Here is a 20467-nt window from a genome sequence, read left to right as displayed (position 1 = left end):
GGGAAGACGGCGAGTACTGGGATGCTGGGCCTTGGGGGCGCTAAGGCGCTAAGACGCTAAGTGTCCCCATTTCGGTCATCTCACTACACGTGGGACGACCGAAATGGGGACACTGAGCGATACCGGAGCTGAAACTCCCGCTCCCAGGTGGCCGGAAAGGGGCAGAACCACCCGGGGGCGGGAGTGGGAGTCCGAGGGCTGCGGGAGTGGGAGTCCGAGGGGCTGCGGGAGGAGGGGAGAGTGGGCGAGGGGTGACCTCAGTCGCTCAGGCCCTCCGCGAGGATCTTCGCGACCAACTCCTGGACCTGCTCATTCGCCGGCATCTCGTCGTGGCGGACGCGTCCCACCCTGTGGTCCTGCACGAATGCGTTCCACACCCGCGCCGGGGCAGCGGTGTCCGGGTCGGCACCCCCGTCCGCGTCAGCCTCCAGGAACGCGGTCTCGAAAGGCACCACCGTGGTGTCGTTGCGCGTGGCCAGACACGAGTAGCGGATGCCCGGGCGGGTCTCCGGCCCGGTCGTCATCGTCTCAATCAGCGGCGACCCCACGACCTGCTGCATTCCGGCCGGCCCCATGAACCGGGTCACCACCGACTCCGCCACCCGGGCAGTGGTCTCATTGGCGGTCAGCACTTCAGCCAGCAGCCCGCGCACCGTGGTGCCGTGGTGCGGGGCCGACAGCGTCACCAGGTGGTGCACCTTGTCTGCCCCGCCCATCTCGTTGATCCAGTACCGGGCGATCAGTCCGCCCTGGGAATGTGCCACGATGTCGAGCTTCTCGGCACCGGTCGCCGCCAGCACCTGGGTGAGGTAGGCATCGATGTCCGCCGCAGAATCCAGGACGTCCTGCGTGCCGTGCATCCCGTAGTCCGGTGCGAAGACGACATAGCCCTGGTCGCGGAGGGTCAGAACCAGGTTCTGCCAGGCGTTCTTCGAGGAGATCGTGCCGTGGATCAGCACCACCGGGTACGGACGCTCCGGCGACGGTTTCGCATGCCACAGGTCGTCGACGCAACCGACGGTGTAGGCGCGTGCACCGATAGGGATTCCTTCAGGACGCCCCGGCAACTGCGGAGTCTTCGGCAGCAGGCGTGACGGCAGCTCCAGGGTGGTGCGCACCCCGTCGGTGAAGCTCGAGAGCTGTTCAAGGAAGGCCTTCGCCGGGCCGACGGTCTCCTTCACCTTCTTGTTCGCCTGCTCCTGGAGCTCGGCGTTCGCCGCGATGGCGTGGGTGATGGACTCGATGGTCTCGTCGTCGAGGAAGCCCCCGGACAGCTCCACCTGCTCACGGACGGATTCGTCCAGCTGGTCCACCAGGTCGTCGGCGATGTGGGGCCGCCTCGGACTCTCACTCTGCTTACCGCTCATCGGTGACTCACTCGCCAGGGTCGCCGACAGCGTCGCCGACAGCGTCGCCGACAGCGTCGCCGGCAGAGCCACCGGCGACACCGGTCACACCCTGGGCACGCAGGCCGGCGCGGATCTTCTCGGCGGCGGCGTCCATCTCGTCGGCGTCGGTGTCGTTCATCCCCAGCGCATTGGCCAGGTTGTAGCCGGACATGTCGGCGGCGGGGAAGACGTGGATGTGTGCGTGCGGCACCTCGAAACCGGCGATGAGGTAGCCGGCGCGTGGGGCGTCGAACTCGTCGACGATGGCCTTGCCCACGTATTGCGCCACCTCGTTGAGGTGCGCCCACAGCGACGGGTCGGCGTCGGTCCACTTGTCGACTTCCTCGACCGGGACGACCAGGGTGTGGCCGTAGGTGACCGGTTCGATGGTCAGGAAGGCGGCGACGGTCTCGTCACGGTAGACGAAGCGGCCGGGCAGCTCGCCGGAGATGATCTTGCTGAACACTGATGGTGCGGTAGACATGCTCTTGATCGTAGCGGTTAAACTCGGTGACCATGCGCACACTCGTCATCGGCAATGGAGCCCGCGAACACGCCCTGGCCTTTTCACTGTCCACCGACCCGCAGGTCACCGAGCTGCACGTCGCCCCCGGCAATCCAGGCATCGCCGGTGTCGCCACCCAGCACCCGGGGATCAAGGGTGATGACGCCGAGGCTGTCGTGGCCCTGGCCCGCGAGCTCGCCGCTGACCTGGTGGTCATCGGTCCGGAGATCCCGCTGGTCGCAGGTGTCGCCGACGCCTTGCGCGCAGAGGGCTTCGCCGTGTTCGGCCCCTCGGCCGCCGCCGCCCGCATCGAGGGCTCCAAGGCTTTCGCAAAGGAGGTCATGGCCACCGCCGGGGTACGGACGGCCCACGCCGAGCCCATCACCCCGGGGGCGTCGGACGCTGACATCGCCGCCGCGATCGACCGCTTCGGCCCCACCTGGGTGGTGAAGGACGACGGCCTCGCCGGCGGCAAGGGTGTCGTGGTCACCCCCGACCGGGACGTCGCGATCGCGCACGTCCACGACGTCCATGCCGGTGGTAACCCGGTGCTGCTGGAGAGCTTCCTGGACGGCCCGGAGGTCTCCCTGTTCTGCCTGGTCGACGGCGAGACCGTCGTCCCGCTGCTGCCCGCCCAGGACCACAAGCGCGTCGGCGACAACGACGAGGGCCCGAACACCGGCGGCATGGGTGCCTACACCCCGCTGCCGTGGCTGCCGGCCGACGGTGTGCAGCGCATCGTCGACGAGGTCTGCGTGCCGGTCGCCAAGCAGATGGTCGCCGAGGGTTGCCCGTTCTCCGGCCTGCTCTACGCCGGTCTGGCGTGGGGTTCCGAAGGCCCGGCCGTGGTGGAGTTCAACTGCCGCTTCGGTGACCCGGAGACCCAGGCGGTGCTGGGCCTGCTGGAGACCCCGCTGGGCGGGGTGCTCAACGCCGTGGCCACCGGCACCCTGGACCAGCTGGAGTCGCTGGTCTGGCGCGACGGCTACGCCGTGACCGTGGTGCTCGCCGCCGAGGGCTACCCGGAGTCCCCGGTCACCGGGGCGCCGATCTCCGGTGCCGCTGCCGGCGACGAGGCCCGTGGCGTCCGCGCTGCCGGTGTCGCCGACGACCCGGAGCGTGAGGGCGGCCTGGTGTCGGCCGGCGGTCGCGTCCTGAACGTCATCGCCCACGGCGAAACGTTGGAGGAGGCCCGTGCCGCGGCCTATGCCGAGCTGGAGAACATCGACCTGCCCGGTGGGCACTACCGATCCGACATCGGTCTGGCCGCGGTCGAGGGCCGGATCAGCATCCCGGAGTGAACCCGGGTACAAAGGTGGGCCATGCGTAGCTGGACGCGTAGGACGAGTACGGCGAGTACGACGAACAGGTCGAACGCGACAGGCAGGACGCACCGGGTCAGCAGAGGTGCCGGCCTGGGGCTGGCACTGGCCCTGGTGGCTGGTGGCGGACTGGCCGCGTGCGGCAGTGACGACGACGGTGACGGTGCCGCTGGTGGCGGTACAGGTAGCGGCGGCGGCAGTGGTTCCGGCGGCGCACCCGCACCGTCCGACCTGATGCTCACCGATTCGGCTTCACCGGCCGGCTACAGCTGGAATGACGTGGCCGAGCTCCTCGGCGACGACGAGCAGTTCGACGAACTCCGCGAGATCGCCGATGCCACGGTGACCGACCCTGCCGAGTGCGCCACATTGTCACCGACGGCGGTCAGCGTGCTGATGGATCTGCGTGAGCATTCCGACACCACTGCCGCGGTGGAGTTCCTGCCGCATGACGAGCGCGATCCGGCGGTGGTGCAGGCCATGGTCTCCACCGACCCGGAGGCGCTCGCGGTGCCGGACGACCTGTCGGTGTGTGAGTCCTTCACACAGGAAAATGAGGCGGACCCGGGAACCCCGGCGACGACCTACCAGGTCTCGGCCGAGGAGACCGAGGTGATCGGTGCCGAGGGCGTGCAGGTCATCACCATCGTCGGTGATTCTCAGGCCCCGGGTGGGGACGAACCGACGTCCCTGGTCGTCGGCACCGTCGGCGACATCGGGTTCCGGGTGTCCGCCAGTGGCATCGAGGAACCGCGGATCCTGATGGACATCGTGGACCGCCAGGTGGACCAGATTGTCGAGGTCACCGGTGATCCAGATGATGCGGACGAGTCAGATGAGTCGGACGAGTAGCTGGAGCAGGTAGGAGAGACGGGGCAGATGTTCGGACGACGGCGGGACAAGCGCGCGCAGGCGGCACAGAAGGCACAGGCCGGGCAGGCTGGTCGGGCCGGAGAGGCTGGACGGGCTGGCCGGGCTGGCCGGGCTCCAGTGTCCGCCGGATCCGCCGGAACCGCCAGTTCAACGGTGGCGATGCTGACCGATGCGGCGGAGGTGTCCGCAGAACTGCGTCGGGCGTTGGTCCGGGTCGGGTGCGACTTCACGCAGCAGGGGGCCGAAGGCGCTGACGGTGCCGCAGTGACTGACGCAGACACCCGGGCGGTGCTGTTGCTGCAGGTCGAGGACAAGGATGCCGCGGTGCTCCTGGGTCGCTCGCCGCTGTCCCTGGTGCTCAGTGCCGACTGGGACGGTGTGTTGGACGGGGACGCCGAGGAGCATCGTCGCGTCCTGAACGACTGGAATGCCCGGCACACGGTGCCGCGGGCGGTGGCGGTGCTCGACGTCGACGGTGATGCCCGCGTCCACCTCGATTCCGTGATGGATTGCTCGGCCGGGGTGAGCCCGGCGCAGGTCGACGAGTGGGTGCGTCGGGCGCTGGCCGGGTTGTCGCAGGTCACCGAGTTCCTGGACGAGCAGTTCCCGGACGCGGCACGGGTCGAGCTGGAGGACGCGGCCGAGGAACCGTCCGAGGACGCGGACGCGGAGGGTGGAGAGGACCCAGACGCAGGCGCAGACGCAGACACGGGTGGCTCCGACGCCCCTGATACCGCGGGCAGCACCGCCCTGGTCGCCGGCGAGCCGCTGACCCTCGACCGCATCGCCGCCGTGGTCCCCGGTGAGACCGTGAGCATCAAGGAGAACGGGGCGTCCGGACGCCGCGGCAACGGCTACGTCCGCACCGTCGGTGCCGCCGCACCCGACATCGCCCTGCACGACGGCACGCTCACCGTCACCACCGGCGCGGCGTTTGGTGACGCTGGTGAGGTCCCGGCCGAGGCGCTGGACTGGCTGCGTGCGGTGTGCGGTCAGGTCAACACCGACCCTGACGGGGTGGTCAGCGTGGTCACCGGCGACTCCGGCGACTCCGGCGACTCCGGCGACGTCATCATGACCAGCGCGCTGCACCGTCCGGTCGGCGCCGGGATGCACGACGCTCAGCTGGCCGCGGTGCTGGCCACCGCCGGGGCACAGGTCGGCGCCCGTTTCGACGGTCTGGTCGCCGAGGTCACCGGCGGGTCGACCGGCGGCGAGCTCGGTGAGGTGACTGATGCCTGAGGGCCATGTCATCCACCGGCTGGCCCGCATGCTCAACAAAGAGTTCGCCGGTAAGGAAGTCCAGGTCAGCTCCCCGCAGGGACGCTGGACGACGGAAGCGGCGATGCTCGACGGCAGTGTCATGGAGGAGGCCGAGGCGTGGGGAAAGCACCTGTTCATCCACTTCCCGGCCGGTATCGTGCACATCCACCTCGGGCTGATCGGCACGCTGACCTTCGAACCGCTGTCCGAACCGCGCGGCCAGGTGCGGTTGCGCATCGCCTCCGACGACGTCGCCGCGGACCTGCGTGGGCCGCAACGGTGCGTCCTGATTGACCCGGTGGAGCAGGACGCTGCGCTGGCGAAGCTCGGCGCGGACCCACTGCGACCTGTGGATCCGGCGAAGCTTGAGGCGGTGTTCGCCCGTACCCGGCGTTCCGCCAAGCCGATCGGCGCGCTGCTGATGGACCAGTCGCTGTACCCCGGGGTCGGCAGTATCTACCGCACCGAGGTGCTGTTCCGGTTGGGGCTGGGCCCCACGCTGCCGGGAAAGTCCCTCAGTGAGGAGGAACTCACCGCGATCTGGGATGACCTGGTGGAACTGATGGCCGAAGGGGAGGAGACCGGACGCATCGACACGGTGCGTGCCGAGCACACCCCGGAGGCGATGGGGCGGGAGCCGCGCAAGGACGACCACGGCGGCGAGGTGTACGTCTACCGGCGTGCCGGTCTGCCCTGCCACGTGTGTGGTACGCCCGTGGAGACCGGGGAGATGGCAGCACGCAAGATCTACTGGTGCCCGGTCTGCCAGCCGGGGTAGCCAGAGGGATCGTCAAGAGGCACAGTTTTCTGTACCTACGAAGGAGGTGCTGTGATGCGGACGATGAACTTCGCCGAATCCCGCAAGCGGTACGCGGAGATCCTGGACTCGGTGGCTGAGGACAGGGATCCGGTGGTGATCGCCAGGGCGGGGCATGAACCGGTGGTCATGGTGTCCCTGGACGATTACGAGTCACTTCGTGAGACCGCCTACCTGATGCGGTCGCCGGCCAATGCGCGGCGGATTCTCGACGCCATGGATGAGTTGGATGCAGGGGCGGGGACTGCGCACGAGCTTTTTGAGCCGGATGAGGATCCGAGCGGCAACACACAGAACACACAGAACACACAGAACACACAGAACACACAGGACGCACAGGAGTACGCGGGGGAGTGAGCATGCTGCTGGTGTGGTCCACGGCGGGGTGGGAGGACTACCTGTGGTGGCAGAAACAGGACCGCAAGGTACTGAAACGGATCAACACGCTGATCGCGGATGTCATGAGGAACGGTAATGAGGGGATCGGTAAGCCGGAACCACTGAAAGATGACTTCTCGGGGTTCGGGTCACGGCGGATCACTGATGAACATCAGTTGGTCTACCGGGTGACGGAGAAGCAGGTCCAGATCGTGTCCTGCCGGTACCACTACGGTCGGTGAGTGAGCGTTACTCCACGTCGATGGTGCAGGTCTCGGTGCCGCCGTCGTCGAGCGTCGCGGTGATCTCGAGGTGGGAGATCTCTGACAGTGTGGCGTTTCCGAGGCTCAAGGTCACTTCTCCACCCGGGGTGGGAACCCTGCAGTGATCGTGCTGTCTCGGGGCGGGCCATCCGGGTCCGCCGGTACGTCGCTGATGGCTTCGGCTTCGACGTATGCGTCGGGAGCATCGCTGTCGCCCATGTATTGAATGGTCAGGTGGTCCTGGTCCGGGTTGTCGTTGACAGCCTCCTGATGGTGGGCCGGGGGATCCGTCAGTGAGATGACGTCCGGGTCGCAGGTACCGTCCTCGGCCACCTCGCCGAGGACGGTGTCGTTGTCGCTGTCGGACGAGTCATTCGCGGAACAGGCGCCGAGAATGAGGGCGGCGGCAGTGAGGGGAACCGCGAGGGCGACGAGTTTCTGAGGAGAGTGGAGAGAAAGCATAAGTCCACCCTGGACGACCCTCGACGAGGCGGGCCCCGCTACTGTTTCGTCGGCCGGTAGACGAGCCGTCGCATCAGTGTATCCGCAGGTCCGCGGTAGTTTCGTCGCTCCATGGCGACGGCGAGAGCGACGGTCACCAGCCAACCGCCGACGGCAACGAGAGCCATGGTGGTGCTGGTCAGCGACGCGCCGAGACCGAAACCCCATGCGGCGAGCAGCGGCGTGAAGATCACCGACTGGGCGAGGTAACCGGTCATCGACCGCTTCCCCAACGCGGAGATCGCCGAGCCGACGGAGCCGACGGAGCCGAGCGTGCCCTGCGATCGTGCGGACACCCGGTGGCCGATGAGTCCGAACAGGGCCGCATAGCCCACGCCGCCGGCCAGGCCGGTCGCCAGCTGTATCGCGGCGAATACCCCGATCACGTCGTCCAACCCCTCGATGACACCGATATGCGCCAGGGCGTGCGGAAGTGCGCCGACCCAGGCGATGCCGATGCCGGTGACGGCGAGCGTCCGCAGCAGGCGCCGATGACGTCCCGGCTCCTTGAGGACCCGGTGCCGGGCCAGAAGGACACTGACGAGGATGGACACCGGCACCACCAGGGTGACCGGCCCCTGGATCACGAGCACCATCATGGGCCAGGTCATGATCCGCACCAGCGCCGTGGTGAGATAGCACTCCGAGGTCGCGTCCTCGAAGAAGATCTCTGGCAGCGCCCCGCCGCCGTCGGTGGACACCGGATCGTCTGCGGCCAGATAGCTGAGCAACGAGAACGCGGTCAGGGCCGCGAGAGCAACCAGGAGTCCGGTGCCGATCCAGATCACGATCTTCAGCGCCCGGTCGGAGCGACGCAGGAACAGCCACACCATCAGAAGTCCGCACAGCCCGTAGGCGCCCAGGACGTCACCGCCGGAGAGCAGCAGTGCATGGACCGCGCCGAAGACGAGCAGCCACAGTTTACGGCGCTGCAGTAACCGGAACGCGTCGCGCTCGGAGCGTCCTGCCTCTTGTTGGCGCCGGTAGATCATCACCAGGCCGTAGCCGAACAGCACCGCGAACATCGGGTATGCCCGCAGATCGACGACGATGATGGTGAATGCCTGGACGACCTTGTCGGACACCGAGCCGTCGACCGGGTGGAAGCCGGCCTCGGACTGCTCCCGCCCGTAGAGGTAGAAGGGGGTGTTCGCCAGGGCGATGAACAACAGCATGAACCCGCGGGCGAGGTCCGGTGCCGGCGCCCGGCCGGTGAGACCGGTAGGACGGACCGTCGGGGTGTCGGTGGTCGTCATGATGCCTGTCCTTTCGGGTGGTGTACTTCCAGGATGGGCCGGGCAGTCGCGGGCCCGACAGTGCCGAAAGTCAGGTAGTCCCATGTGGGGGTGCACAGCGGTGGACGCGGACCTGCACACATGTGGGATACTGGAGCACGTGGCTGACAAGAAGAAGATCTCGAATGTCCTGGCGAACCGATACGCCTCTCCCGAACTGACCGCCATCTGGAGCGCAGAGGACAAGATCCTCGCCGAGCGACGCCTGTGGATCGCGGTGATGAAGGCGCAGAAGGAGATGGGCGTCGACATCGCCGAGGGTGCCGTCGACGACTACGAGAAGGTCATCGACCAGATCGACCTGGCCTCCATCGCCGAGCGGGAGAAGGTCACCCGCCACGACGTCAAGGCCCGCATCGAGGAGTTCAACGCCCTGTCCGGTCACGAGGACATCCACAAGGGGATGACCAGTCGCGACCTCACCGAGAACGTCGAGCAGCTGCAGATCCACCAGTCGCTGAGCATCGCCCGCGACAAGGCCGTCGCCGTGCTCGCCCAGATCGCCCGCCTCGCCAGCGACTACAAGTCCCAGGTCATGGCAGGACGCTCCCACAACGTCGCCGCGCAGGCCACCACGCTGGGCAAGCGCTTCGCCTCCGCCGCCGATGAACTGCTGCTGGGTATCGAGCGCATCGAGAACCTGCTGGACCGCTACCCGCTGCGCGGCATCAAGGGCCCGATGGGCACCAGCCAGGACATGCTCGACCTGCTCGGTGGCGACACCGAGAAGCTCGCCGGCCTGGAGCGCACCATCGCCGACGAGCTCGGCTTCTCCCGCATCTTCGACTCCGTGGGCCAGGTGTACCCCCGGTCCCTCGACTTCGACGCCCTGTCCGCCCTCGTCGAGGTCGGCGCGTCGATGTCCTCGCTGTCGATGACGATCCGCCTGATGGCCGGCAACGAGACCGTCACCGAGGGCTTCAAGGAGGGCCAGGTCGGCTCCTCCGCGATGCCGCACAAGATGAACGCCCGCTCCTGCGAGCGTGTCGGCGGCCTGCAGATCATCCTGCGCGGCTACATGACCATGGCCTCCGACCTCGCCGGATCCCAGTGGAACGAGGGCGACGTGTTCTGCTCCGTGGTGCGCCGTGTCGCCCTGCCGGACGCCTTCTTCGCCTTCGACGGCATGTGCGAGACCTTCCTCACCGTCCTCGACGAGTTCGGTGCCTTCCCCGCCATGATCGACCGTGAGCTGGAGCGTTACCTGCCGTTCCTCGCCACCACCCGCATCCTCATGGCCGCGGTGCGGGCCGGGGTCGGCCGCGAGACCGCACACGAGGTCATCAAGGAGAACGCCGTGGCCGTGGCGCTGAACATGCGCGAGAACGGTGGCGGTCAGGATCTCGTCGAGCGCCTCGCCGCCGACGAGCGGCTGCCGTTGGACGAGGACGCCCTGAACACCTCCCTGGCCGACCGCCACGCCTTCATCGGCGCGGCCGAGGACCAGGTCGACCGGGTGCTCGCCCGGGTCGACGAGGTTGTCGGACGCCATCCTGAGGCAGCGTCCTACACCCCGGGCGAGATCCTGTAGGGACGTAGCGGGACAGAGGGAGAGACACTGTGGCCGAGGGAATGTCACTGAGCGCCAGGCTCAACGCCCTACGCGCCGCAGTGAACGGGTCCAATGACGGTATCGTCTCGATCGCGGCGATGCTGCTGGGCATGGTGGCCGCGGGGGCGGAACCGACGACGGTGCTGACCGCCGGGGTGGCTGCGACCACCGCAGGGGCGGTGTCGATCGGGGTGGCGGAGTACGTGTCGGTCTCCGCCCAGCGCGACACCCAGCGCACCGCGATCGACCAGGAGTCCACCGAACTGCAGTAGACCCCGCACCTGGAGCGGGAGGAGATGTCAGAGCTGCTGCAGGACTTCGGCATCTCCGTGGAAACCGCCGACAAGGCGGCCCGGGAGATCTAGACCAATGATCCGCTGCCCGCGCACCTGCAGTCGGAGTACGGGCTGGACTCCACACAGCTGAACAGTCCGTGGGTGGCGGCGGGGACGGCGTCCGGCTCGTTCCTGATCGGCGCGGCGTTGCCGATGCTGGCGGCGGTCTTCGCCCCGGAAGGGTGGGCGGTGCTGACGCTGATCCTGGTCACCTTGGGGACGCTGATGATGACCGGGGCACTGTCGGCGAAGCTGGCGGGGAACCCGGTGGCCCGCTCAGCCGGGCGACTGCTGACCGGTGGTGCGGTCGGCCTGGCGGTCACCTATGGTATCGGTACCTTGTTCAACGGTTAGCCTGACACTGCCATGGGGTGGCTGTCCTTGCTGGTCAAGGTGTATTTCTTCGGTCTATTCTGGGGACATGGCTACGCAGGAGAACCACACCGCGCCGGTGCCGCCACATGTCGGCGAACCGCACGGCACGACCGTCGGATCGAAGCTGAACATGCTCCGTGCCGGGGTGCTGGGGGCCAATGACGGCATCGTGTCGATCTCGGCGATGATGCTGGCGATGATCGCTGCGGGGGCGGAACCGACGACGGTGATGACCGCCGGTGTGGCCTCCACGGTGGCTGGTGCGGTGTCGATGGCGCTGGGGGAGTATGTGTCGGTGTCCGCCCAGCGGGACAGTGAGCGCACCATGATCGCCCAGGAGACGCGCGAGCTGAGGGAGATGCCGGACGAGGAGCGCGAGGAGATGTCGCAGATCCTGCAGGGCTACGGCATCGGGAAGGAGACCGCCGACCGGGCGGCGCAGGAGATCAGTGACAAGGACCCGTTGGCCGCCCACCTGCAGCTGGAGCTGGGCCTGGACTCGGAGGAACTGACCAGCCCGTGGGCTGCGGCGGGGACCTCGGCGGCGGCCTTCGTGCTTGGGGCGATGCTGCCGATCCTGTCGGTGTTCCTCGGCACCGAGGCCTGGGGCATGGTGATCCTGATCCTGGTCACCCTCGGGACGCTGGCGATCACCGGCGCGCTGTCGGCGAAGCTGGCGGGCAACCCGGTACGGCGGTCCACGGTGCGGCTGTTGGTCGGCGGTGCGCTGGGGCTCGCCCTGACCTACGGCATCGGTTCCCTTTTCGATGTCTAGCTTCAGATACACCCATGTCAGCAAAGTGGGATGAATCGCTGGGTTCTCGCCCGGACCTACGGCGATTCGTCCCACGAATCTGACATCAGGGTTCCGACGTCAGACGAGCAGGGCGTCCACCAGCAGCCAGCCACCGAAAACGGTGAGGAATACTCCAGAGCCGAGACTGACCGCGAGGTTCAGGCGAGGTCGACTCTGCAGCAGGGCACGCGCCAGCACCGCGACACCGGAGTAGACCAGCAGTGCCTCGATGATGAAGATCCCGCCGAGCAACGTGATCTGGATGCCGGACGCCCACCCGCCGGGGGTGAGGAACTGGGGCAGCAGGGCCAGCAGCAGCATCAGGCCCTTCGGGTTGATTCCGCTGACGCCCATGCCACGCAGGTAGGAACCCAGCAGTCCGTTGTCTGTTGATCCGTCACCGGCAGCGCCGCCTCCTGTCGCGGACACGGCGTCGGCAGAGACCAGTGCGCTGGCGGGGCGGCGCAGGCTGACCAGGGTGCTGATGCCCAGGTAGATGATGTAGCAGGAGCCGATCACCGTGAGCAGGGTCAGTGCGGCCGGGTTGGCGGCGACGAGTGCGCCGATTCCGACGGCGATGACCCCGACCATGATCACGTATCCACTGGCCAGGCCGAGGACCGGCGCGGCCAGGGCACGTGAGGACGGCGACTTCAGGCCGGCGCCGATGGCGTAGGCCCAGTCGGCTCCGGGCATGAGGGCGAAGAGGCCGGCGGTGACGGCGAACTGCAGGACGAGAGCTGTTTCCACAGGTCACAAGTCTATTGCGGAATCCCGGCAAAGTGTTTCGAACTTTTCGAGCTAACACTGGAATCTATGCAATAATTAACCAGATGGACAAGATTGATCGGCAAATAATTTCACTGCTACGTGAGGACGGGCGGATCAGTGTCACCGACCTCGCCGCCCGGGTTCGCCTGAGTGTGTCCACCTGTCACCGACGGCTGAAGGAACTCGAGTCCAGCGGTGTGATCCTCGGCTACCGCGCGGAGGTGGATCCGACGAAGCTGGGGCTGTCCTTCGAGGCGGTGGTCATGGTGACCATGGGGCGGACGGACCAGTCCACCATCGCCGCGTTCGAGAAGGCGGTGGTTGAGCAGGAGGCCATCGTCTCCGCCGAGCGCATGTTCGGCGAGACCGACTACATGCTTCGCACCCTGACCAACGATCTGGCCGGATACCAGGAGCTCTACGACACGGTGCTGGGCACACTCCCCGGGGTCGAGCGGTTGACCTCCACGATGGTGATGAAGCGCCTCTGAACCAGGCCATGTCAGAAACGTGGGATGAATCGCTGTGATCCGAACGGAAAACCAGCGATCCATCCCACGCTTCTGACATCAGGCGAGGCGAGGCGAGGCGAGGGTCGAGGGAGAGGGGGAGGGAGGGTAGAGGGAGAAGGGGAAGGGGAGAAGGCAGGAAGAGGAGAGCAGCCGGGGCTACTCCACCACGACGAGCAGGTCGCCGCCCTCCACCTTCGTCGGCTTGGTCATGACGACCCGGGCGACCTTGCCGTCGACCGGGGCGGTGATGGTGGCCTCCATCTTCATGGCCTCGATCACGGCCACGGCATCGCCGGCCTTCACCTCGTCGCCGACCGACGCGGTGACCGTGACGGCACCGGCGAACGGGGCGGCGACGTGCCCGGCCACAGCCGGATCAGCCTTCTCCGCGGCCGCGGTGACCGATTCGACGGACCGGTCACGCACCCGCATCGGGCGGATCTGCCCGTTGACGTTCATCACGACCTGACGCATGCCCTTCTCGTCGGGCTCACCGACGGCGTCCAGGCGGACCACCATCGGCGGGTTGTTCTTGATCCGCACCGCGGTCTCCTCGCCCTCCTGCAGGCCGTAGAAGAACTGGCGGTCAGACAGCACCGAGGTGTCGCCGAAGGTGCGCAGATGCTCCTCGAAGCCGGCAGACTCCTTCGGGAACAGCAGGCGGCTCAGGGCGTCCCGGCGCTCCTGGCTGGACTCGCCCTCCAGGTGAGCCTCCTCCTCGGCGGGGACCTCGGTGACGCGCGAGGCGGTGGATGCGCGTCCCTCCAGGGCCTTGGTGCGCAGCGGCTCCGGCCAGCCACCGGGCGGGGTGCCCAGCTCGCCGCGCAGGAAGGCGATCACGGACGCGGGGATGTCGTACTTCTGCGGGTCGGCGGTGAACTCCTCGACCGAGACTCCGGCGCCGACGAGGTGCAGCGCCAGGTCTCCGACGACCTTGGAGGACGGGGTGACCTTGGTCGGCCGCCCCAGCAGGTTGTTGACCCCGGCGTAGGCGTCCTCGATGAGCTCGAAGCGGTCACCGAGGCCCAGCGCCACGGCCTGGGTGCGCAGGTTGGACAGCTGACCACCGGGGATCTCGTGGGTGTACACCCGGCCGGTCGGCCCTGCCAGCCCGGACTCGAAGGGGCTGTAGAGCGAACGCACGGCCTCCCAGTAGGGCTCCATGGAGTTCACGGCGTCCAACGAGATGCCGGTGTCACGCTCGGTGTGGGCGAAGGCGGCGACGATCGCCGACAGCGACGGCTGAGAGGTCGTCCCGGCCATCGACGCCGAGGCACCGTCGACCGCGTCCGCCCCGGCGTTCGCCGCGGCGAGGTAGGTGGCGAGCTGACCACCGGCGGTGTCGTGGGTGTGGACGTGCACCGGCAGGTCGAAGTTCTTGCGCAGAGCGGTGACCAGTGTGGTCGCCGCGGCCGGACGCAGCAGTCCGGCCATGTCCTTGATCGCCAGGACGTGGGCGCCGGACTCGACGATCTTCTCGGCGAGCTTCAGGTAGTAGTCGAGGGTGTAGAGCTTCTCGTCCGGGTTCGACAGGTCACCGGCGTAGGCCATCGCGACCTCGGCGACTCCGGTCCCGGTCTCCAGGACCGCGTCGATGGCGGTGCGCATCTGGTCGATGTCGTTGAGGGCGTCGAAGATGCGGAAGATGTCCACACCGGACTTCGCGGCCTCGGTGACGAAGGACTTCGCCACGATGTCGGGGTAGGGGGTGTAGCCGACGGTGTTGCGGCCGCGCAGCAGCATCTGGATGTTGGTGTTCGGCATCACCTCGCGCAGCTGGTCCAGGCGCTCCCACGGGTCCTCGTGGAGGAACTGCAGGGCGACGTCGTAGGTCGCGCCACCCCAGGCCTCGACGGAGAGCAGTTCCGGGGTGAGCCGTCCGACGGCTTCTGCCGCGGAGATCAGCGAGGTGGTGCGCACCCGGGTGGCCAGCAGCGACTGGTGGGCGTCGCGGAAGGTGGTGTCGGTGACGGCCAGCGCCTTCTGGGCGCGCAGCTGTCGGGCGAACTCCGCCGGGCCGACCTCGAGCAGGCGGTCGCGGGTGCCGAGCGGCATCGGCGGTGCCATGACACCTTCACCGGTGGTCTTCGCGTCGCGCGGGGTGACGACCGAGGGCAGCTTGCGGCGGGGGACGATATCGGTCGGGCGGTCGCCGTTGGGCCGGTTGACGGTCACGTCGGCGAGGAAGTCGAGCAGTCGGCCCGGCTCGTCGTCGGCCGGCGGGGCGGCCAGCAGGTGCGGGTGGTCGGCGATGAAGGACGTGGCGATGCGCTTGGTCTGGAAGTCCTCCTCGCGCAGCAGGGCCCGCAGGAAGCCGATGTTGGTGGCGACACCGGAGACGGTGAACTCGTTGAGGGCACGCTGGGCACGGGTGACCGCCTGGTTGAAGTCCGCGCCACGGCAGGTCATCTTCACCAGCATGGAGTCGAAGTGTGCGGTGATCTCGCCACCGAGCGACGCCGCCCCGTCGAGACGCACGCCAGCGCCACCCGGGGAACGGTAGGCGGTGATGACACCGGTGTCCGGACGGAAGCCGTTGTTCGGGTCCTCGGTGGTGATGCGGGTCTGCAGGGCCGCGCCGCGCAGCTGGATGCTGTCCTGGCTCAGGCCCATGTCCTCCAGCGATGCGCCGGCGAGGATGTTCATCTGCGCCTTGACCAGGTCGACGGAGGTGACCTCCTCGGTGACGGTGTGCTCGACCTGGATACGCGGGTTCATCTCGATGAAGACGTGGTTCTCGTTCTCGTCGACGAGGAACTCCACGGTGCCGGCGCCGTAGTAGTTGATCGACTCGCAGAACTTCACCGCGTCCGCGCAGATCCGGTCGCGCAACTCTTCCGAGATGTGCTGTGCCGGGGCGATCTCCACGACCTTCTGGTGGCGACGCTGCAGGGAGCAGTCACGCTCGTACAGGTGGATGATGTTGCCCTGGGTGTCACCGAGGATCTGGACCTCGATGTGCTGCGGGTTGATCACCGCACGTTCGATGTACACCCGACCGTCACCGAAGGCGGCGGCAGCCTCGCGGGATGCCTCGGCGGCCTTGGCGCGCAGTTCCTCGGGGGAGCCGACGAAGCGCATCCCTCGTCCGCCACCACCGGCGACGGCCTTGACGAACAGCGGGTAGGCGCGTCCCTCGGCATAGGAGACCAGCTCGTCGAGGTCCTCGCTGGGCTCGGAGTCGTCCAGGATCGGCAGGCCGGCCTTGCGGGCGGCTTCCACCGCCGCGGACTTGTCGCCGGTCAGATCCAGAGTCTCCGGCGACGGCCCGATGAAGGTCAGTCCGTTCTCGGCGCACTTACGTGCCAGGGCCGCGTTCTCGGAGAGGAACCCGTATCCGGGGTAGACGGCGTCCGCCCCGGTCTGCACCGCGGCGCGGATGATCTCGTCGGGGTCGAGGTACGCCTTGACCGGCGAACCTTCGGTGCCGATGCGCACGGCTTCGTCGGCGAAGGCGCGGTGGAAGGAGTTGCGGTCCTCGCGGGGGTACACCGCGACGGTGGACGCACCGGTCTCGTAGGCGGCGCGGAAGGCGCGGACGGCGATCTCGCCGCGGTTGGCGACGACGATCTTGGAGAATGACGGTAGGGGAGCCATGTGGTGGCGTCCTTTCGGTCGGGCGGGGGCGGGGTGTTGTCCCACGCGTCCCGGGGCTATTTCTGCAGCTGGTCTATCCGGCTGGTCTATCCGGCAATTGTATGGGGTTCACAAACACCACAGGCCCGGCAATACACGTCGCGACTGCGGTGCTTCACCGGACCTGAGGTGGCTACTGTGCCGTGGGGGCATGCCTGTCATACCGGTGACGGCGTGACAAACGGCCTAGTTCTTGCTGCTGTTGACGGCGTCGGCGACGACACGCTGGGGGACACCGTTGTAGGCGCTCAGCGGACGGATCAGCGCGTTGGACTCGTTCTGCTCCACGATGTGCGCGGTCCAGCCGACGACGCGGGAGATCACGAAGATCGGGGTGAAGAACGGGATGTCGATGCCGAGCATGTAGTAGGTCGGGCCCGCGGGGAAGTCGAGGTTCGGCAGGATGCCGGTGCGCTTCTCCATGGCGGCCTGCATGTTGTCGTACATCTGGACCCACCTGTCACCGTCGTGATTGGCGGCGGTGCGGCGCATGGCGGCCTCCATGGACGGCACGCGCGAGTCACCCTTCTTGTACACGCGGTGGCCGAAGCCCATGATCTTCTCTTTGTTGTCGGCCTTGTTCAGGACCCACTCCTCGGCCTTCGCCGGGTCGTCGACCTCGATGAAGTTGTGCATCACGGCCTCGTTGGCACCACCGTGCAGGGCACCCTTGAGGGCGCCGACGGCACCGGTGACCGCGGAGTAGACGTCCGAGGTGGTGGAGGTGATCACGCGACCGGTGAAGGTCGAGGCGTTGAAGGAGTGCTCGGCGTAGAGGATCAGCGACTCATCGAAGGCCTTGACGTCGTCGATCATGTTGGCCGGGGAGTCCGGGCCGTCGCCGAAGCACATGTACAGGAAGTTCGATGCGATGCCGCGGGTACGCGACGGCGGGATGTACTCCAGGTCGCGGCGACGACGCAGGTCGTAGGCGACGATGCCGGGCAGCTTGGCCAGCAGGCTGACACCGGTGCGGCGCACGGTGTCAGAGCTGCTGTCCTCGTTGGTGACGTCCTGGGCACCGAGCCAGCTGATGGCGGTACGCACCACGTCCATGGGGTGGGCGGTCTTGGGCATCGAGTTGATGACGTCCAGGAGGCTGCGGGACAGCGGGCGCATGGCGCGCTCACGCTGGCCGAACTCCTGGGCCTCGCGCCAGGTGGGGAGCTCGCCGTTCCAGAGCAGGTAGGCGACGTCCTCGAAGGAGCAGTGCTCGACGAGTTCCTGGACGGGGTAACCGCGGTAGGTCAGGGAGTTGGTCTCCGGGTTGACCTTGGACACGGCGGTCTCGTCAACGACAACGCCGTTCAGGCCCTTGCGGATCTCGGGGGAGGTATCGCTCATCAGTGGTTCCTCTCGGTGTGAGTTGTGGTGTGTAGCGGGGGACTACCTGGTGGGGTCGTAGTTCTCGCGGGAGTAGGTGAAGACTCCCTGGTCGAACTCGTTGTACTCGTCGTAGCGCAGCAGCTCGTAGAGTCGCGAGCGGTGCTGCATGCGGTCCAGCCACTCGGCCTGGGTGCCGGTGGAGGCGATCTCGCCGAGCGCCTCCTCGACCTGGCCCATGGCGATGCGCAGCGTGGTGACCGGGAAGATGACGGCGTTGAAGCCGATCTCCTCCAGCAGCGACGCCGGCAGCAGCTCGGACTTGCCGAACTCGGTCATGTTCGCCAGCAGCGGGATGTCCACGGCGGCGCGGAACTTCTCGAAGTCCTCCGGGGTGTGCAGCGCCTCGGTGAAGATCATGTCGGCACCGGCGTCGGCGTAGGCCTTGGCCCGCTCGATGGCGGAGTCGATGCCTTCGACACCGGCGGCGTCGGTCCGGGCGCAGATGACGAACTGGTCGTCACGACGCTCCTTCACCGCGGCACCGATGCGGCGGAGCATGACGTCGGCGGGGACGACCTCCTTGCCGTCGAGGTGGCCGCAGCGCTTCGGGTTGACTTGGTCCTCCAGGTGGCAACCGGCGACGCCGGCGTCCTCGAGCTCGGAGACGGTGCGGGCTGCGGACATGGGCTCACCGAAGCCGGTGTCGGCGTCGACCAGGACCGGCAGGTTGGTGGAGCGCGCGATCTGCCGGGAGCGTCCGGCGACCTCGGTGAGCGTGGTCAGACCGATGTCCGGCAGTGCCAGGTCGGCGGCGACGACGGCACCGGAGACGTAGACGCCCTCGAAACCGGCCTCCTGGATCGCACGGGCGACCAGCGGGGAGAAGGCTCCCGGCAGGCGGGTGATCTTCTCCGAGGCCAGGCTGTCCCGGAACGCCTTACGACGGTCGGTCGGGCTGATGTTGCTGGAGTAGAGGCCCGCCATCCTAGAACAGCCCTTCGTGGATCTTCGGGGCCTTGGCCAGCACGTCCTCGGAGAAGGTGACGGTGAGCTGGTTGAGCTCGCCGGCGTCCAGGGACAGGGTGTTCTGCGCGGCCTCGAGGAAGCGGTCCTGCTCCTTCTCGTCGACCAGGCCCTCGGCCAGGGTGCGGAACTTGTTGATGTACTGGTCCCGGGTGAAGGGGTGCGCGCCCAGCGGGTGGGCGTCGGCGACGGCCAGCTCGTCCTCGAGGACGGTGCCGTCCTTGAGGGTGATGACGGCCTTGGCGCCGAAGGCCTTCTCGTTGGGGTCGGTGGAGTGGTAGCGGCGGGTCCACTCCGGGTCCTCGACGGTGGAGATCTTGTTCCACAGCTCGATGGTCTCCGGACGGTTCGCACGCTCCGGGGAGTAGCTGCGCTCATGGTGCCACTCGCCGTCCTCCAGGGCCACGGCGAAGATGTACATCACCGAGTGGTCCAGGGTCTCGCGGGAGGCGTTCGGGTCGAACTTCTGCGGGTCGTTCGCACCGGTGCCGATGACGTAGTGGGTGTGGTGGCTGGTGTGCAGGACGATGGACTCGACCTGCGACAGGTCGCTGATCTGCTTGCCCATGCGGCGGGCCAGGTCGATCGGGGCCTGGGACTGGTACTCCGCGGAGTGCTCCTTGGTGTAGGTGTCCAGGATGCCGCGCTTCTCCTCGCCGGCGCCGGGCAGCGGGACGGTGTAGTTGGCGTCCTTGCCGTCGAGCATCCAGGCGATGAAGCCGTCCTCGCCCTCCCAGATGGGGGCGGGGGCGCCCTCGCCGCGCATCGCGCGGTCGACGGACTCGATGGCCATCTTGCCGGCGAAGGCGGGGGCGAAGGCCTTCCAGGAGCTGATCAGACCCTTACGGGACTGACGGGTGGCGGTGGTGGTGTGCAGCGCCTGGCCGATGGCCTGGTAGATGGTCTCGGTGTCCAGCTTGAGCAGGGTTCCGATACCGGCGGCGACCGACGGGCCGAGGTGGGCGACGTGGTCGATCTTGTGCTCGTGCAGGCAGATGCCCTTGACCAGGTCGACCTGGATCTCGTAGCCGGTGACGATACCGCGGACCAGGTCGCTGCCGTTGAGTCCCTTGTGCTGGGCGGTGGCCAGGATCGGGGGGATGTTGTCGCCGGGGTGGGAGTACTCGGCGGCGAGGAAGGTGTCGTGGAAGTCCAGCTCGCGCACGGCGGTGCCGTTGGCCAGGGCGGCCCACTCCGGGGAGTAGGTGCCGGGGACGCCGAAGACGGTGGCGCCCGGGGAGAACGGGTGGCTCAGGGCCTGGGAGCGAGCGGTCGACGGCGGGCGGCGCAGCACGGAGGCGACGGCGACCGAGGCGTTGTCGATGATGCGGTTGACCGCCATGTCGGCGGAGTCGGCGGGAACGGCCACCGGGTCGGCCGCGACCTCGGCGACCTTCCAGGCGAGGTGCTCCTTCTGGGGGAAATCCTCTGCGGACGGGTGGACGCGAACTGAGTGTTTCTCCACGGCTGTGGGTCTCCTTGATGTCGTGGTGGGCCGAAAGTCATCAGTCGACGTGACCGGTGACTGGCGCTACT

General features: G+C 67.7%; 18 protein-coding genes and 1 pseudogene. 10 read left to right on the top strand and 9 right to left on the bottom strand.

Translation table 11 applies throughout. The annotated features are described in order from the left end of the window. Nucleotides 1-257 precede the first annotated feature (257 nt). Together ACTXPP_RS02320 and ACTXPP_RS02315 are read right to left on the bottom strand one after the other, a co-directional pair. Nucleotides 258-1448: an esterase/lipase family protein gene (locus tag ACTXPP_RS02320; protein WP_301498962.1), complete on the bottom strand. Its 1191-nt coding sequence runs from the start codon at nucleotides 1446-1448 to the stop codon at nucleotides 258-260. After that, nucleotides 1375-1872, bottom strand: coding sequence for an HIT family protein (locus ACTXPP_RS02315; RefSeq protein ID WP_301498960.1), 498 nt, complete (start codon nucleotides 1870-1872; stop codon nucleotides 1375-1377). The genes ACTXPP_RS02320 and ACTXPP_RS02315 overlap by 74 nt, the downstream gene beginning before the upstream one ends. A gap of 32 nt (nucleotides 1873-1904) precedes the next feature. On the opposite strand from ACTXPP_RS02315, the gene purD reads away from it, so the two are divergent. From purD to ACTXPP_RS02285, 6 genes are read left to right on the top strand one after another with little or no spacing between them, the layout of a single operon-like run. Continuing rightward, nucleotides 1905-3194, top strand: coding sequence for a phosphoribosylamine--glycine ligase (gene purD, locus ACTXPP_RS02310; RefSeq protein ID WP_443340685.1), 1290 nt, complete (start codon nucleotides 1905-1907; stop codon nucleotides 3192-3194). Nucleotides 3195-3215: 21 nt separating this feature from the next. Beyond that, nucleotides 3216-4067, top strand: coding sequence for a hypothetical protein (locus tag ACTXPP_RS02305; protein WP_443340684.1), 852 nt, complete (start codon nucleotides 3216-3218; stop codon nucleotides 4065-4067). A 27-nt stretch (nucleotides 4068-4094) separates the two neighbouring features. Continuing rightward, a complete protein-coding gene (locus tag ACTXPP_RS02300) occupies nucleotides 4095-5330 on the top strand; it encodes a YbjN domain-containing protein (protein ID WP_443340682.1) in 1236 nt (411 codons plus the stop codon). Then, nucleotides 5323-6129 (top strand): Fpg/Nei family DNA glycosylase, encoded by an 807-nt coding sequence (locus tag ACTXPP_RS02295; RefSeq protein WP_443340679.1) that lies wholly within the window; start codon nucleotides 5323-5325, stop codon nucleotides 6127-6129. The genes ACTXPP_RS02300 and ACTXPP_RS02295 overlap by 8 nt, the downstream gene beginning before the upstream one ends. A 54-nt stretch (nucleotides 6130-6183) precedes the next feature. Continuing rightward, entirely contained in the window at nucleotides 6184-6525 is a 342-nt protein-coding gene (locus tag ACTXPP_RS02290; RefSeq protein WP_443340677.1) for a type II toxin-antitoxin system Phd/YefM family antitoxin, read from the top strand. A gap of 2 nt (nucleotides 6526-6527) precedes the next feature. After that, the gene (locus tag ACTXPP_RS02285) at nucleotides 6528-6788 is read left to right on the top strand and encodes a Txe/YoeB family addiction module toxin (protein ID WP_301520688.1); all 261 of its coding nucleotides are present in this window, start codon (nucleotides 6528-6530) and stop codon (nucleotides 6786-6788) included. Between the two features lie 111 nt (nucleotides 6789-6899). Here ACTXPP_RS02285 and ACTXPP_RS02280 read toward each other — a convergent pair whose 3' ends face one another. Both ACTXPP_RS02280 and ACTXPP_RS02275 read right to left on the bottom strand, forming a co-directional pair. Further along, a complete protein-coding gene (locus tag ACTXPP_RS02280; protein ID WP_301496644.1) occupies nucleotides 6900-7271 on the bottom strand; it encodes a hypothetical protein in 372 nt (123 codons plus the stop codon). A 38-nt stretch (nucleotides 7272-7309) separates the two neighbouring features. Then, nucleotides 7310-8566 carry a DUF418 domain-containing protein gene (locus tag ACTXPP_RS02275; RefSeq protein WP_443340675.1) on the bottom strand — a complete coding sequence of 419 codons (1257 nt, stop codon included), beginning with the start codon at nucleotides 8564-8566 and terminating at the stop codon, nucleotides 7310-7312. 130 nt (nucleotides 8567-8696) lie between these two features. Here ACTXPP_RS02275 and purB point away from each other — a divergent pair, with 130 nt between their 5' ends. The 3 genes and pseudogenes from purB to ACTXPP_RS02260 all read left to right on the top strand — a co-directional run bounded on the left by purB (nucleotide 8697) and on the right by ACTXPP_RS02260 (nucleotide 11642). Then, nucleotides 8697-10136, top strand: a complete 1440-nt coding sequence (gene purB / locus ACTXPP_RS02270) for an adenylosuccinate lyase (RefSeq protein WP_443340784.1) — start codon at nucleotides 8697-8699, stop codon at nucleotides 10134-10136. A 41-nt stretch (nucleotides 10137-10177) separates the two neighbouring features. Further along, nucleotides 10178-10846: pseudogene (locus ACTXPP_RS02265) on the top strand (VIT1/CCC1 transporter family protein). Between the two features lie 67 nt (nucleotides 10847-10913). Then, nucleotides 10914-11642 carry a VIT1/CCC1 transporter family protein gene (locus ACTXPP_RS02260; RefSeq protein ID WP_443340673.1) on the top strand — a complete coding sequence of 243 codons (729 nt, stop codon included), beginning with the start codon at nucleotides 10914-10916 and terminating at the stop codon, nucleotides 11640-11642. 99 nt (nucleotides 11643-11741) lie between these two features. Here ACTXPP_RS02260 and ACTXPP_RS02255 read toward each other — a convergent pair whose 3' ends face one another. After that, nucleotides 11742-12413 (bottom strand): LysE family translocator, encoded by a 672-nt coding sequence (locus tag ACTXPP_RS02255; protein ID WP_301496649.1) that lies wholly within the window; start codon nucleotides 12411-12413, stop codon nucleotides 11742-11744. Nucleotides 12414-12496: 83 nt separating this feature from the next. On the opposite strand from ACTXPP_RS02255, the gene ACTXPP_RS02250 reads away from it, so the two are divergent. Then, the gene (locus tag ACTXPP_RS02250) at nucleotides 12497-12925 is read left to right on the top strand and encodes an Lrp/AsnC family transcriptional regulator (RefSeq protein ID WP_301496651.1); all 429 of its coding nucleotides are present in this window, start codon (nucleotides 12497-12499) and stop codon (nucleotides 12923-12925) included. 177 nt (nucleotides 12926-13102) lie between these two features. Here the strand turns inward: ACTXPP_RS02250 and ACTXPP_RS02245 are convergent, their stop codons facing one another. The 4 genes from ACTXPP_RS02245 to prpD form a co-directional block, all read right to left on the bottom strand. Next, entirely contained in the window at nucleotides 13103-16543 is a 3441-nt protein-coding gene (locus tag ACTXPP_RS02245; RefSeq protein ID WP_301520540.1) for a pyruvate carboxylase, read from the bottom strand. A gap of 225 nt (nucleotides 16544-16768) precedes the next feature. Next, nucleotides 16769-17926, bottom strand: a complete 1158-nt coding sequence (locus ACTXPP_RS02240) for a bifunctional 2-methylcitrate synthase/citrate synthase (protein WP_301496793.1) — start codon at nucleotides 17924-17926, stop codon at nucleotides 16769-16771. A 42-nt stretch (nucleotides 17927-17968) separates the two neighbouring features. Further along, a complete protein-coding gene (gene prpB, locus ACTXPP_RS02235) occupies nucleotides 17969-18892 on the bottom strand; it encodes a methylisocitrate lyase (protein WP_301496798.1) in 924 nt (307 codons plus the stop codon). Nucleotide 18893: 1 nt separating this feature from the next. Continuing rightward, entirely contained in the window at nucleotides 18894-20396 is a 1503-nt protein-coding gene (gene prpD / locus ACTXPP_RS02230) for a 2-methylcitrate dehydratase PrpD (RefSeq protein WP_301496800.1), read from the bottom strand. Between the last annotated feature and the right edge of the window lie 71 nt (nucleotides 20397-20467).

Source organism: Candidatus Corynebacterium faecigallinarum, assembly GCF_052264515.1.
In the GTDB taxonomy this organism is placed as follows: Bacteria; Actinomycetota; Actinomycetes; order Mycobacteriales; family Mycobacteriaceae; genus Corynebacterium; species Corynebacterium faecigallinarum.
Note: the sequence above shows the minus strand (reverse complement) of the source record. Positions and strands in the feature narration are given on the sequence as shown.